Source organism: Mesorhizobium sp. M1406 (genome assembly GCF_040317555.1).
Classification (GTDB): Bacteria; Pseudomonadota; Alphaproteobacteria; order Rhizobiales; family Rhizobiaceae; genus Mesorhizobium.
This window is the reverse complement of record NZ_JAMYKW010000001.1, coordinates 142,737-155,737: the sequence shown is the minus strand read 5'-3', so window position 1 is coordinate 155,737 and position 13,001 is coordinate 142,737. Positions and strand designations below refer to the sequence as shown.

9 protein-coding genes are annotated in these 13,001 nt (G+C 62.8%); 1 reads left to right on the top strand and 8 read right to left on the bottom strand.

Going from position 1 to position 13,001, the window contains the following annotated elements:
- Positions 1-49: 49 nt before the first annotated feature.
- The 5 genes from serA to glmM form a co-directional block, all read right to left on the bottom strand.
- Complete coding sequence (gene serA / locus NKH03_RS00775; protein WP_352966717.1) at positions 50-1,648, bottom strand: phosphoglycerate dehydrogenase; 1,599 nt, start codon at positions 1,646-1,648, stop codon at positions 50-52.
- A gap of 175 nt (positions 1,649-1,823) precedes the next feature.
- Positions 1,824-2,999, bottom strand: coding sequence for a phosphoserine transaminase (locus tag NKH03_RS00770; protein ID WP_352966716.1), 1,176 nt, complete (start codon positions 2,997-2,999; stop codon positions 1,824-1,826).
- A 200-nt stretch (positions 3,000-3,199) separates the two neighbouring features.
- Positions 3,200-3,964: an outer membrane protein gene (locus NKH03_RS00765; RefSeq protein WP_352966715.1), complete on the bottom strand. Its 765-nt coding sequence runs from the start codon at positions 3,962-3,964 to the stop codon at positions 3,200-3,202.
- Positions 3,965-4,172: 208 nt separating this feature from the next.
- Entirely contained in the window at positions 4,173-5,009 is an 837-nt protein-coding gene (locus tag NKH03_RS00760; RefSeq protein WP_352864854.1) for an outer membrane protein, read from the bottom strand.
- A gap of 253 nt (positions 5,010-5,262) precedes the next feature.
- Positions 5,263-6,615 (bottom strand): phosphoglucosamine mutase, encoded by a 1,353-nt coding sequence (gene glmM / locus NKH03_RS00755; RefSeq protein ID WP_352864855.1) that lies wholly within the window; start codon positions 6,613-6,615, stop codon positions 5,263-5,265.
- Between the two features lie 367 nt (positions 6,616-6,982).
- Here glmM and NKH03_RS00750 point away from each other — a divergent pair, with 367 nt between their 5' ends.
- Positions 6,983-7,846, top strand: a complete 864-nt coding sequence (locus NKH03_RS00750; RefSeq protein ID WP_352966714.1) for a hypothetical protein — start codon at positions 6,983-6,985, stop codon at positions 7,844-7,846.
- Between the two features lie 454 nt (positions 7,847-8,300).
- Here NKH03_RS00750 and ftsH read toward each other — a convergent pair whose 3' ends face one another.
- From ftsH to ybgF, 3 genes are all read right to left on the bottom strand, one after another.
- Complete coding sequence (ftsH, locus tag NKH03_RS00745) at positions 8,301-10,229, bottom strand: ATP-dependent zinc metalloprotease FtsH (protein WP_352864859.1); 1,929 nt, start codon at positions 10,227-10,229, stop codon at positions 8,301-8,303.
- Positions 10,230-10,353: 124 nt separating this feature from the next.
- A complete protein-coding gene (tilS, locus tag NKH03_RS00740; protein WP_352966713.1) occupies positions 10,354-11,724 on the bottom strand; it encodes a tRNA lysidine(34) synthetase TilS in 1,371 nt (456 codons plus the stop codon).
- Positions 11,725-11,776: 52 nt separating this feature from the next.
- On the bottom strand, positions 11,777-12,883 hold the full coding sequence (ybgF, locus tag NKH03_RS00735; protein WP_352966712.1) for a tol-pal system protein YbgF: 1,107 nt from the start codon (positions 12,881-12,883) through the stop codon (positions 11,777-11,779).
- Positions 12,884-13,001: the final 118 nt, after the last annotated feature.

Genomic DNA, 13,001 nt, shown 5'->3' with positions numbered 1-13,001 from the left:
AAAGCGCGGACCAGGCCGCGCCCTTCGATCTTTCACAGCAACTCCTGGGTCACATCGCGTTGATGTCGAAATGCAGCCTCTTGGCCGAATCGATCGACTTGTGCGCCTTGACCTTTTCCAGCACGGCCTCCGGGAACGGCGCGTCGAGATAGAGCAGCGCGATGGCATCGCCGCCCGGCCGGTTGCGGCCAAGCTGGAAGTTGGCGATGTTGACGCCGTTCTCGCCGCAGACGGTGCCGAGCAGGCCGATGATGCCCGGCGCGTCGGCATTGGTCGTGTAGAGCATGTGCTGGCCGACCTCGGCATCGAGATTGATGCCCTTGATCTGGATGAAGCGCGGCTTGCCATCGGAGAAGCAGGTGCCGGCGATCGAGCGCGTCTTGTGCTCGGTCGTCACCGTCAGCTTGATGTAGCCGTCGAACACGCCCGACTTGTCGCGCTTGACCTCGGCAACGATGATGCCGCGCTCCTTCACCATGATCGGCGCCGACACCATGTTGACGTCGGAGACCTGCGGCCGGATCAGCCCGGCAAGCGCCGCACTGATCAGCGCGCGGGTATTCATTGTCGCCGCCGAGCCGTCGAACAGGATCTCGACCTCCTTGATCGGGTCTTCTGTGACCTGGCCGACAAAGGCGCCGAGTACTTCTGCGAGCTTGACGAAGGGCTTCAGCCGCGGGGCTTCCTCGGCGGTGATCGACGGCATGTTGATGGCATTGGAGACGGCACCCTTGATCAGATAGTCGGCCATCTGTTCGGCGACCTGCAGCGCGACATTCTCTTGCGCTTCCGCCGTCGAGGCGCCGAGATGCGGCGTCGCCACCACATTCTCCATGCCGAACAACGCATTCTGCTCGGCCGGCTCGACCTCGAACACGTCGACGCCCGCGCCCGCCACCTTGCCGCTCTTCAGCGCCGCGACCAGATCGGCTTCGACGATCAGCCCGCCGCGGGCGCAGTTGATGATGCGCACACCGTTCTTCATCTTGGAGATGGCCGCGGCGTCGATGATGTTGCGCGTCTTGTCGGTCAGCGGCGTATGCAGCGTGATGAAGTCGGCGCGGGCGAAAAGCTCGTCCAGCTCGACCTTGTCGACGCCGAGTTCCTCGGCGCGTTTGTCCGATAGGAACGGGTCGAAGGCGATGACATGCATCTTCAACCCGACGCCGCGCGTCGCGACGATCGAGCCGATGTTGCCGCAGCCGATCACGCCCAGCGTCTTGCCGGTGATCTCGACGCCCATGAAGCGGTTCTTCTCCCATTTGCCGGCATGGGTCGAAGCGTTGGCTTCCGGGATCTGGCGGGCAAGCGCGAAGATCATCGCCACGGCATGTTCAGCTGTCGTGATCGAATTGCCGAAGGGGGTGTTCATCACGATGATGCCCTTGCGGCTCGCCGCCGGGATGTCGACATTGTCGACGCCGATGCCGGCGCGGCCGACGACTTTGAGTTTCGTGGCGGCGTTGATCAACTTTTCGGTGACCTTGGTCGCCGAGCGGATGGCGAGGCCATCATACTGGCCGATCACTTCGAGCAGCTTTTCCTTGTCCTTGCCGAGATCGGGCAGATAGTCGACCTCGACGCCACGATCCTTGAATATCTGCACGGCGGTGGGAGAAAGTTTGTCCGAGACGAGAACGCGGGGCATAGTTTGGTCCTTTGCGATTGGCGTCCCTCCCCCTTGAGGGGAGGGTCGGCGCGAAGCGCCGGGGTGGGATCGGTACGGCCGGACGCGGCCTAATCTGCTGATGTTGGTAACGTGGAGCCGGGTGGAGAGGACCCCACCCGGCCATTCGGGCCACCCTCCCCTCAAGGGGGAGGGATCAGGCAGCCGCTTTAAGCGACGCCTTCTGCGCGGCGAAGGCCCAGTCGAGCCAGGGCAGCAATGCTTCGAGATCCGACGTCTCGACGGTCGCGCCGCACCAGACGCGCAGGCCGGGCGGTGCGTCACGATAGGCGCCGATGTCGTAGGCGACACCTTCCTTGTCGAGCGTGGAGACCAAGCCCTTGGCGAAGGCCGCTTGCCCATCGGCGTCGAGCGCGGACACATCCGGATCGGTGAAGGACAGACACACGGACGTGTTCGACCGCGTCGCCGGCTGGACGGCGAGATGACCGAGCCATGAGGACTTGGCGACAAAGCGATCGAGGACGGCCGCATTGGCATCCGCCCTGGCGATCAGCCCTTCGAGGCCGCCGATCGACTTGGCCCAGTTGAGCGCATCGAGATAGTCCTCGACGCACAGCATCGACGGCGTGTTGATGGTCTCGCCCTTGAAGATGCCTTCGATCAACTTGCCGCCCGAGGTCAGGCGGAAGATTTTCGGCAGCGGCCATGAAGGCTTATAGATCTCCAGCCGCTCGACCGCGCGGGGTGACAGGATCAGCATGCCGTGCGCGCCCTCGCCGCCCAGCACCTTCTGCCAGGAGAAGGTGACGACATCGAGTTTTTCGAAATCGAGCCTCTGTGCGAAGGCGGCCGAAGTCGCGTCGCAGATGGTCAGGCCCTTGCGATCCGCGGGAATGAAATCGCCATTCGGCACGCGCACGCCGGACGTGGTGCCATTCCAGGTGAAGACCACATCGCGGTCGAAATCGATCTTTGTGAGGTCGGGCAGTTCGCCGTAGCCGGCTTCGATCTTGCGCACATCGGCGAGCTTCAATTGCTTGACCACGTCGGTGACCCAGCCGGAGCCAAAGCTCTCCCAGGCGACCATGTCGACGCCGCGCTCGCCGAGCAGCGACCACAGCGCCATCTCGACCGCGCCGGTGTCCGACGCCGGCACGATGCCGATGCGGTAGTCCGCCGGGACCTGGAGAATTTCCCGCGTCAGCTCGATCGCCTGTTCGAGCTTGGCCTTGCCGATCTTCGCGCGGTGGGAGCGACCGAGCGCGGCATTGTTCAGGGCCTCGACCGACCAGCCAGGGCGCTTTGCGCAGGGACCTGAGGAAAAATTGGGGTTTGCCGGACGGAGTCCGGGCTTCGTATGCGTCGTCATCGTGGTCTATCCTTCCAGATAGTGGCCCCTCGTTGGGGAGGGGTGGCCCACGGACGGCGATATGCGTTCAGGCTTCGGGCGTCAAGAGGAAAGTTTTTGTCGCTGGCGGGATACTGGCGATCTGTGATCAGGATGGCGTGACTTCAAACGCAAACGGCGGACCCGAAGATCCGCCGTCCTGATCCTCGTGCTCGCGGCGCCTACCAGAGATCGTAGCGCAGCCCGAGCTTGACCTGGTGGTTGCTGATCCCCTTTTTGATCGGATAGGAGGTCAGGCTTTCGGCTGTCACATATTCGGCATCCGGGGCGGAGAAATACTGATAGCCCAGATCGACGGAAACGTTCTTCGTCACCTGATAGGCAAGGCCGGCATTCAGCGTATAGGCCAGGGAGTACTGGGTCTTGCTGTCATTCAGTACGAAATCATCGCTGGGATCGCTGTTGTCGGTGAAGTAGCTAGCCGAGAGGCTGCGCTTGCTGCGGACGACACCGATACCGGCGCCGAGATAAGGCGTGATCCCGACATAGGTGCCAAGATCGACATAGCCATTGAGCATGCCCGAGAAGGCGTAGTTCTTCAGGGACGCCGATGCCACGGTCGGCTCTGCCGCAGTCGCTGAATCGTCATAGCCGACGCCGATCTTGTTGCCGGGCAGATAGCCCAGATTGAGATCGGCGCGCAGATAGTCGTTGAAATGGTAGCCGAAGCCGATGCTGGCAAAGATGGGGTCTTCCTTGTCGCTGAAGCTTGCCGGCGTGAAGGCGAAATTGTCGTTCCTGAAGCTCTTCTGCGCCAGGTACGAGACATCGCCGCGCAGATACCAGCCGGAGCCGACCTCGACCGGCACATAATCGGGCGCCTGGTCGACATAGATCGGCGGGTCGTAGTCGGCAGCATGCACGGGCGTCAGCGGCAAGAGGGCTAAGGCGCCAAGTGCCAGCGTCTTACGCGAAATGATTTTCATGGTCCCCGACTCCCGAATTTGGCGCCGCCAGGAATAGCAACGGCAGCCATCGTTTCAGGAAGCATTGTTAACCATAGTGGTTAAGTGCCGGTTAAGGCTAACAGAGCGTTAGCGAATTCATTTCCGGCAGGGTCTCATCGGGGCGGTGCAAACGAAAACCGCCCGGCTGATGCCGGGCGGTTCGCGAGAATTTCAGGTAATGCTGGTGTTACTTGGTGTAGATCGGCTCGGGTTCGGGCTGGTAGGCCACGACCGGCGCGGCGCAACCGTTGTTGCCGCCGAACTGATAGCGCAGGCCACCGCGCACTTCGTGTGTGTTGATGCCGCGATCGAAGCCGGGGCCGGAGCTGCTGACATCCCATTCGAACATGCGGCCGCCCTGGATGTGGCTGAAGCGATAGCCCGCGTCGAGGATGATCTTGTCGGTCAGGCAGTAGGAAGCGCCGGCCATCAGAGCGTAGGCGAAGCGCCAGTTGGACGCTCCCGGGTTGGTCTCGGTGGTGTTCGGGTCATAGACAGTATCCCACTTGACGCGCGCACCGCCGATGCCGGCGCCGACGTAGGGCGTGATGCCACTATAGGTGCCGAGATCGACATAGGCATTGGCAAGCAGCAGCAGGGCGCTCATCTTCGACACTTCGGTCGAAGTCCCGTTGATATCCGACGTGCCGCCGTTGAAGTTCGACTTGAACCAATAGTCGGCGGTCAGATCGGTGCGGAAGTAGTCGTTGATCTTGTAGCCGACGCCGGCGCCGAGCGAGAAGCCGCCCTTGAGCTTACCGAAATCGAAGCTTCTGGTGCCGGGCGTGACCGTACAGTTACAGGGATCAACGGTATAGGTCATATAGTCGATGCCGCGCAGGGTCGACTTGTGATAGTCGATGTCGCCGCGGATATACCAGCCGCCGACTTCGACCGGCTGCTCGTAGACGGCCGGAGGCGGAGCTTCCTCGACCACCGGTTCCGGCAGGTCGGCCGCGAACAGCGGTCCTGCCAGGCCTGCGAACAGTAAGGCGAGCAGGACCTTTCTGGCTGTATTGAACATGCTTGTCACCCCTGAGAAGTTCGGAACGGCTATCGTGTCCGAATGCAATTGCTTTTCAGTCGTGGATAATGAAGTGCAAAGGTTAAAGGGCGTTTAACCCTGTTGCTTAACCACGAATCCCGAAACTTCGAGGCATGGTAGAGCGGCCTCAGGATGCCGGAATCGACTGCCGGACCGACCAAAAAGCCCGCCGGAAGGGCGGGCTTGAGCTGGCGAAGATATGTGTGCGGCACCCTCGCGGGCGGGCTTGTGATTAAGCTGCGCTGCGCGTTTCGGAGATAACCTCAACGATCCCATTGACGATGGACTCGACCAGTTGCGGGTCGTCGCCCTCGGCCATGACGCGGATCAGCGGTTCCGTGCCGGAGGGCCGAATAACCAGCCGCCCGGCCTTGCCGAGGCGGTGGCGGGCGTCTTCGATGGCCGCCTTGACTGGCGCTTCCTCGAGCGGCTTGCCGCCGGAAATATGGACGTTCTTCAGGAGCTGTGGCACCGGTTCGAACTTCTTCGACAGTTCGCTGACCGGCCGCCCCTGCCGCTTGATGCAGGCCAGTACCTGCAGTGCCGAAACCAGGCCATCGCCGGTGGTCGAGAAGTCCGACAGCACGATATGGCCGGATTGTTCGCCGCCGACATTCAGCCCGTGCGCGCGCATATGTTCGACGACATAACGGTCGCCGACCTTGGTGCGGTGCAATTGCAGCTTCATGTCGCCGAGGAAGCGCTCGAGGCCGAGATTGGACATGACCGTCGAAACGACGCCGCCGCCGGCGAGCCGCCCGCTCTGGTGCCAGGATTCGGCGATCAGCGCCATGATCTGGTCGCCATCGACGATCGCACCGTTCTCATCGACAATGACGACGCGATCGGCATCGCCATCGAGCGCGATACCGATGTCGGCGCGCACTTCGTGCACCTTCTTCTGCAGGCCGGCGGGATGGGTCGAGCCGCATTCCTTGTTGATGTTGAAGCCATTGGGCTCGACATTGATGGCGACGACTTCGGCGCCCAGTTCCCACAGCGCCTCGGGTGCCACCTTGTAGGCCGCGCCATTGGCGCAATCGACGACGATCCTCAAGCCCGAGAGTGACATCGAGCGCGGCAAGGTGCGCTTGGCGAATTCGATGTAGCGGTCATGCACGCCGTCGACGCGCTTGGCGCGGCCAAGCCCGTCGGAATCGGCGAGCGCCAGTTCGATATCCTTGTCGAGCATGCTCTCGATGCGCTCCTCGATCTCGTCGGAGAGCTTGTAGCCGTCGGGTCCGAACAGCTTGATGCCGTTGTCGTAATAGGGATTGTGCGAAGCCGAGATCATGACGCCGATATCGGCGCGCAGCGAACGCACCAGCATGGCGACCGCCGGAGTCGGGATCGGGCCGAGCAGGAACACGTCCATGCCGGCGGCACAAAGACCGGCGACCATGGCATTCTCGATCATATAGCCGGAAAGCCTGGTGTCCTTGCCGAGCACGACACGATGACGGTGGCTGCCGCGCTGGAAGGAGAGGCCGGCAGCCATGCCGACCCGCATCGCGATTTCCGCGGTCATCGGAAACTTGTTGGCGCGCCCGCGAATGCCGTCCGTGCCGAAATAATTCCCTGCCATGCTAGCCCGATTCCTTAACGTTCTTCCCCAGCACGTCATGCCACAATTGGCCGGGGCGCCTTGATCACATTGTGTGATTATATGTTACCAATCCTTAGAAAATCCTTGTTGTGCACTGCACACAACCTGGCTGCAACCTGGCATGCTGAGACTGCCATGTTGAATATACCAGTCATGCGAGACTTTCAGCGCGGATGCACATGGAAAATCTTGCTTTGAAGCCGGCAACGAACAACGATTTCATCACCTTATCGGCAAAGCCCCAGCTTTCGCCGATATATACGCTACTTAGCATCTGGCGCAACCGGCCGTTGAGCGTTATTGATTCGTCGGGACGTATCATGGGCTGCCGCAACGGAGAAACGCTATGCTCATCCACCGACTTGCTACTTTGACCGGCCTCGCCGTCGCGACCTTGTTTCTGGCCGCGCCAGCCAACGCACTGACGATGGCCGAGTGCAGCACGAAATACAACGCCGCCAAGGATGCGGGGACACTCGCCGGGGCGACCTGGAACCAGTTCCGCAAGGCCCAGTGCGGCGCAGACGCAGCGGCCAAGACCGACACCAAGGCAACCGACACAAAGGCAGCCGACACAAAGGCAACCGCCGACACCAAGAAGGCTGCCGAGACGAAGCCGGCCAAGGCGGCCGCTGCGGCCGACGACAGCACGGCCAAGGGTCTGACGGCGAAGGAATGCAGCGCCAAGTACCAGGCGGCGAAGGCTGCCGGCACTCTGAACGGCATGAAGTGGAACGACTTCCGCAAGTCCGAATGCGCCGCCGGTGCATCCGCCGCTGCCGCCAAGCCGGCAACCACCAAGGCTGCCGCGGCTCCCGCCGACAGTGGCGGCAAGGGTCTGAGCATGGCCGAATGCAGCACCAAGTATCAGGCTGCCAAGACAGCCGACACGCTGAAAGGCATGAAGTGGAACGACTTCCGCAAGACCGAGTGCGGCGCCAGCGCGTCGGATGACGACACCGTACCGGCCGCCGACGAGGCGAGCTACACCAAGGAGCCGGCGAAACCGACCACTGTTGCACCCAAGGGCGTCACGTTCCCGTCAGCGATCTCGCCGAAATATTCCAGCGAGACCCCCGGCAAGGGCCGCATGCATACTTGCCTCGACCAGTACTATGCCCTCAAGGACGCCAATGCGCTTGGTGGCCTCAAGTGGATCCAGAAGGGCGGCGGCTTCTACAGCCTGTGCAACGCCAAGCTGAAGAGCTGAACGACAACAACATCTGAACAAGAGAAAGCCCGCGAGCCCAAGGTTCGCGGGCTTTTTTCTTGTCAAATGCCGGGCGGGCCATTCGCGCTCGATGGCGCCGCCCATTGCCCTGCCGGGCATTCGTCGTTCGAAAAGCCAAGCAATTGGCTTTTCGTCCGCTTCGCGGACCACTCCCTCAACTCCCCGTATAGTGGCGGGGAGAAAGTAGCTGACCGCAACGCCGGCGCCATCCTGGCAACGCAGGTGATTGGCGAAATCGCCGGGAGGCGGCGCACTTCTCTCCGTCACTACACAGTCACGATATGGGAAAAGATGCCGGCAGGCAGATGAGGAGCGGCGCCGGCTTCAACAATTGGCCCGCCTTCAAGCTAAGGCAGACGAGTGCCAAAGCCTCCAAACAAAAAAACGCCGCGGACCATGCCGCGGCGTTTCTAAAATCAATTTCTTGTCGAACTCAGCTCGATGGCTGCGGTTCCATGCCGCCTTCCGGCTCCGGTCCCTTCTTGCGCCGGCCGCCGGACTTCGGCACGGCCGAGCCCCGGCTTGGCGGCGTGTCGTCGCCGAGGTCGCGCGCGGGCTTGTGGCCGGCGATCAACTGCTTGATCTCCTCGCCGGACAGCGTCTCGTATTCCAGCAGGCCTTGCGCCAACGCGATCCATTCCTTCTTCTTCTTGGTCAGGATGGACTTCGCCGTCGAATAGGCCTCGTCGATCAGGCGGCGCACTTCGGCGTCGATGATCTGCGCGGTCTCTTCCGAGACGTTCTGCGTGCGCGCCACTGAATGGCCGAGGAACACTTCCTCCTGGTTGTCGCCGTAAGCGACATGGCCAAGCTTGTCGGAAAAGCCCCAGCGCGTGACCATGGCGCGGGCCAGCTTGGTCGCCTGCTCGATGTCCGAGGAGGCGCCCGAGGTGATGTTTTCCTTACCGAACTTGAACTCCTCGGCGACACGGCCACCCATCATGATGGCGAGACGCGAGATCATGTATTTGTAGCTCATCGAATAGCGGTCGCCTTCCGGCAACTGCATGACCATGCCGAGCGCCCGGCCACGCGGGATGATGGTGGCCTTGTGCAGCGGGTCGGCCGACGGCACGTTGAGCGCGAGAATGGCATGACCGGCCTCATGGTAGGCGGTGAGCTCCTTCTCGGCCTGCGTCATGGCCGACGAACGACGCTCGGCGCCCATCATGATCTTGTCCTTGGCGTCCTCGAATTCGGCCATGGTGACGAGGCGCTTGTTGCGGCGTGCCGCCATCAGCGCGGACTCGTTGACGAGATTCATCAGGTCGGCGCCGGAGAAGCCGGGCGTACCGCGCGCGATCACCTTGAGGTCGACATTGGGTGCCAGCGGCACGTTGCGCACATGCACCTTGAGGATCTTCTCGCGGCCGACGATGTCGGGGTTCGGCACCACGACCTGGCGGTCGAAGCGGCCTGGCCTGAGCAGTGCCGGATCGAGCACGTCGGGTCGGTTGGTGGCGGCGATCAGGATGATGCTTTCGTTTGATTCGAAGCCATCCATTTCGACGAGCAGCTGGTTCAGCGTCTGCTCGCGTTCGTCATTGCCGCCGCCGAGGCCAGCGCCGCGATGGCGGCCGACGGCGTCGATTTCGTCGATGAAGATTATGCAGGGCGCATTCTTCTTGGCCTGGTCGAACATGTCGCGGACGCGGCTTGCACCGACGCCGACGAACATCTCGACGAAGTCCGAACCGGAAATTGTGAAGAACGGCACATTGGCTTCGCCGGCAACCGAACGGGCGAGCAGCGTCTTGCCGGTTCCCGGAGGACCGACAAGCAGCACGCCGCGCGGAATCTTGCCGCCGAGCCGTTGGAACTTCTGCGGATCGCGCAGGAACTCGACGATCTCTTCCAGATCTTGCTTGGCTTCGTCGACGCCGGCGACATCCTGGAAGGTGACGCGGCCATGCGCTTCGGTGAGCAGCTTGGCCTTCGACTTGCCGAAGCCCATGGCGCGCCCGGAGCCGGACTGCATCTGGCGCATGAAGAATATCCAGACGCCGAGGATGAGGATCATCGGCAGCCATGAGATCAGATAGCCGAACAGCGAATTGGAGCCGTCGGACTCAGGCCGCGCGTTGATGGTGACGTTCTTGTCCTGCAGCCGCGAGACCAGCGACGGATCGCCGGGCGAATAGGTCTGGAAGCCGCTGGCATTGTCGGTGTAGGTGCCGGTGATGCGGGCTCCGGCGATGGTCACCGTCTTGACCCGGCCCGCCGCGACGTCCTGCAGGAACTGCGAATACGGCACATCGCTGGAGGCCCCTCGCGTCTGCGGCGTCTGGAACAGATTGAACAGGGCGATGAGCAGGACCGCTATGATCGCCCAGAGCGCGAGGTTGCGATAGTTCGGATTCATCAATTGTCCCGTTGGCGTCCGCGGGGCGGACACGCGTCATGAGAGGAAACTTGCGCCTAACATAGGGAGAGCGCCTCCCCTTGCCAAGCATAACAGCACGTCGGGGTTAAGCTTTCGCCCACCATCAACCGGCACTGTGGCCGCGGAAAGGCAAGGGCGGGACCGGGGCAGCGCCAATCAGCCCGGCGACGGCCCGCGCCGGCGCCAGGTCGAAGGACGGCAGAAAGCGGGCGAAGGGCGCAACGACCGGCCGCGCTTCAACCGTCGCGGACAAGGTTCCATGCCCGGGCAATCCAAGGCATTCACCGGATCGCCACAATGCCGGCTCGGCGGCGAGCGCGGCGCGCATCAGGCTCGGCGGGGTTTTTCCGTCGCCCATTGCCAGCCGCTTCGCCGCCGTGCCGAACGGGGCAATCAACAATGCGCCGCTGCTGTCGTTCAATGTGATGTGCCGGCGGCCATCCCACAGGGTGCTGTCGGCGGCAGCTGCTGCGGGCAAGCCGCGCGCCTCGCGCCGCAGGAAGATGCCGGCACGCCGGAAATCGACAACCGTCCGCGACAATGTGGCGCAAAGAAATCCGGCCTTGAGCCGGCCGAACAGCGCCTCGCCGCGGGCCTGATCCGGCAGGAAGGCGATCCCGCCGATGGTGGCCAGCAGGATGCGCAACGCATAGACGGCTGCCCGCTCGTCACCCGTGCTCAAAAAACCCGGATCGAGACGAACGAGCCCCGCCCCAGGCTGAGCCGCGAAACGGCGGATCAAGTCCGCGGCTGCGAGGCCAAGCTGCCGGCGCGCCTTGCCCTCGTGCGCGGCCAGCGCCAGCGCATCGTCGATGCGCCGCACGCCGTCCCGGCCGGCGAGCATAGCGCGCATGCGCGGCCGCTCGAAAGCCTCGTCGACATTGGTCGGGTCGTCGGCCCAGTCGACATTTCGACGCCGCAGGACGTCGCGCAGTGCCGAGCGCCGCTCACCGAGGAGCGGCCGCACGATCCAACTGCGCCAATCATACAAGGTAGCCGGCGCCATGCCGGCAAGTCCGCGGCCCGCCATACCGGCAAACTCTCGGCCATCATCCCGTGCTTGCCGCATCAGCACCGTTTCCGCCTGGTCGTCGGCGGTATGGCCGGTCAGGATCAGGCCGATGCCTTCCGCTTGTGCTGCCTCGGCCAGCAGCCGGTAGCGCACTTCGCGCGCCGCTGCGGGCAGACCGGTCGACGGCTTGGGGCCAGACCACGTCATGATGCGGTGTGAAATTCCGTATGTCGCGCACAGCTTCGCCACCGCTTGCGCTTCCGCTGCCGAACCGGCCCGCAACCCGTGTTCGATCGTCACCGCCAGCAGCTTGATTGCTGGCGCCGTGCGGTCGAGATGGTGTTTGAGAAGAAGGAGCAGGGCGGTCGAGTCGCTGCCGCCGGACACGGCCGCAACAGCGCCGCTGGTAAAATCGATGTGCGAAAAAATTCTGGTCGAAAATTCAGGCTCGATGTCGAGCATCAATGCGTGTCGCCCAAAAGTGGCCCCGGGACAACGACATGCATCAGAAAGATCAGCACGCAGCCAGGGCTTTCTCCTGCTTGACGCGTTCCTTGAGCGCACTGGAAATATCAGGGTAGCGCTTGCCGACCTCGCTGAAGGTGGCGCAGGCAACGTCATGCTGCTTGAGGCCGACCAGCGACACGCCGAGCTTCAGCAACATGTCGGGAGCCTTCTTGGCCTTGGGGTAATCCTTGCTGGCGGCAAGGAAAGTCTCCGCGGCGTCACGGTATTTCTGCTGGCCGAGCAGCGACTCGCCCAGCCAGTAATGCGCGTCCGCCGCCTTCGCGTCCCTGGGGAAGCGGGCGATGTGGTCGCGAAAACCCTGTTCGGCGGTGCCGTAATCGCCCGAGAGGATGAACTGATAGGAGTTGCGGTAGAGCTCCTCCGGATCGTTGGTGGCGGGCAACGCGGCGATCACCGTATCGGATTTGCCGGCCTTGGGAGGCGCGCCGGTGGCAGGCGCGGTTTCCTGCGCCGGCGTGGTCGACTGGGTGTTGCCGCCGGCATCGACGACATTGCCGTTCTTGTCGACGGTGATGGTTCCGAAGGTCTTTTCAGGCGCTCCCGTACCGGGAATCATCTTGCCGGGGTCGCCATCGGGCGATTCGACGATGACGTCCTCGACCGTCTTGCCGCCTGCTGACTGGTTGTTGCCGGGCGCGGCGCCGGCATCGGCCGGCGCCTGTGTTGCCGGGGCCGCTGCCACGTTGGAGTCGGTGCCGGTGGTGGCGTCTGATTTCTTCTGTGCCGGCGGCTGTGCTCCTTGCGTGCCGCCTTCAAGCTGCTGGAAGCGGAATTCGTTGTCTTCCTGCTGCTTGCGAATCTGCTCCTGCATCTGCAGGACCTGGAAATTGAGTTCCTCGATCTTGCCGTTCATCTGCCGCAACTGCTCTTCCAGGCTGGTGACGGCGGCAGGATCGGACTGCACCATCTGGACCTGATCCTGTTTTTTCTTTTGACCGAAAATGCTGGGCAATTCGATGCTGGGCAGATGGAAGGAAAAGCCGCTGTCGGTTGATTGCCCTGTGCCGCTAGCCCCCAAGCCGCTAGCCAGGGCGGTGACGCCTGATAGGAGCAGCAGCGCAAGCGTGCCGCTCAGAACCGATCTCAAATGCATGTGCCTCTCGCCGTGATTTCGTTAGCTTGTTCGCGCCTTCCAATCAGAATGGGACCAGCCAAGCGCCCTCGGCTCATAGCAGGAGCCGAGACTTCGGCCAAATTTTGTTTCGGGCATC

Excerpts from the sequence above, each read along its gene's own strand:
- NKH03_RS00760 (WP_352864854.1), bottom strand. The coding sequence starts at position 5,009 with ATGTTCAATACAGCCAGAAAGGTCCTGCTCGCCTTACTGTTCGCAGGC.
- tilS (WP_352966713.1), bottom strand. The coding sequence starts at position 11,724 with ATGCTCGACATCGAGCCTGAATTTTCGACCAGAATTTTTTCGCACATC.
- serA (WP_352966717.1), bottom strand. The coding sequence starts at position 1,648 with ATGCCCCGCGTTCTCGTCTCGGACAAACTTTCTCCCACCGCCGTGCAG.
- glmM (WP_352864855.1), bottom strand. The coding sequence starts at position 6,615 with ATGGCAGGGAATTATTTCGGCACGGACGGCATTCGCGGGCGCGCCAAC.
- ybgF (WP_352966712.1), bottom strand. The coding sequence starts at position 12,883 with ATGCATTTGAGATCGGTTCTGAGCGGCACGCTTGCGCTGCTGCTCCTA.
- NKH03_RS00770 (WP_352966716.1), bottom strand. The coding sequence starts at position 2,999 with ATGACGACGCATACGAAGCCCGGACTCCGTCCGGCAAACCCCAATTTT.
- ftsH (WP_352864859.1), bottom strand. The coding sequence starts at position 10,229 with ATGAATCCGAACTATCGCAACCTCGCGCTCTGGGCGATCATAGCGGTC.
- NKH03_RS00765 (WP_352966715.1), bottom strand. The coding sequence starts at position 3,964 with ATGAAAATCATTTCGCGTAAGACGCTGGCACTTGGCGCCTTAGCCCTC.
- NKH03_RS00750 (WP_352966714.1), top strand. The coding sequence starts at position 6,983 with ATGCTCATCCACCGACTTGCTACTTTGACCGGCCTCGCCGTCGCGACC.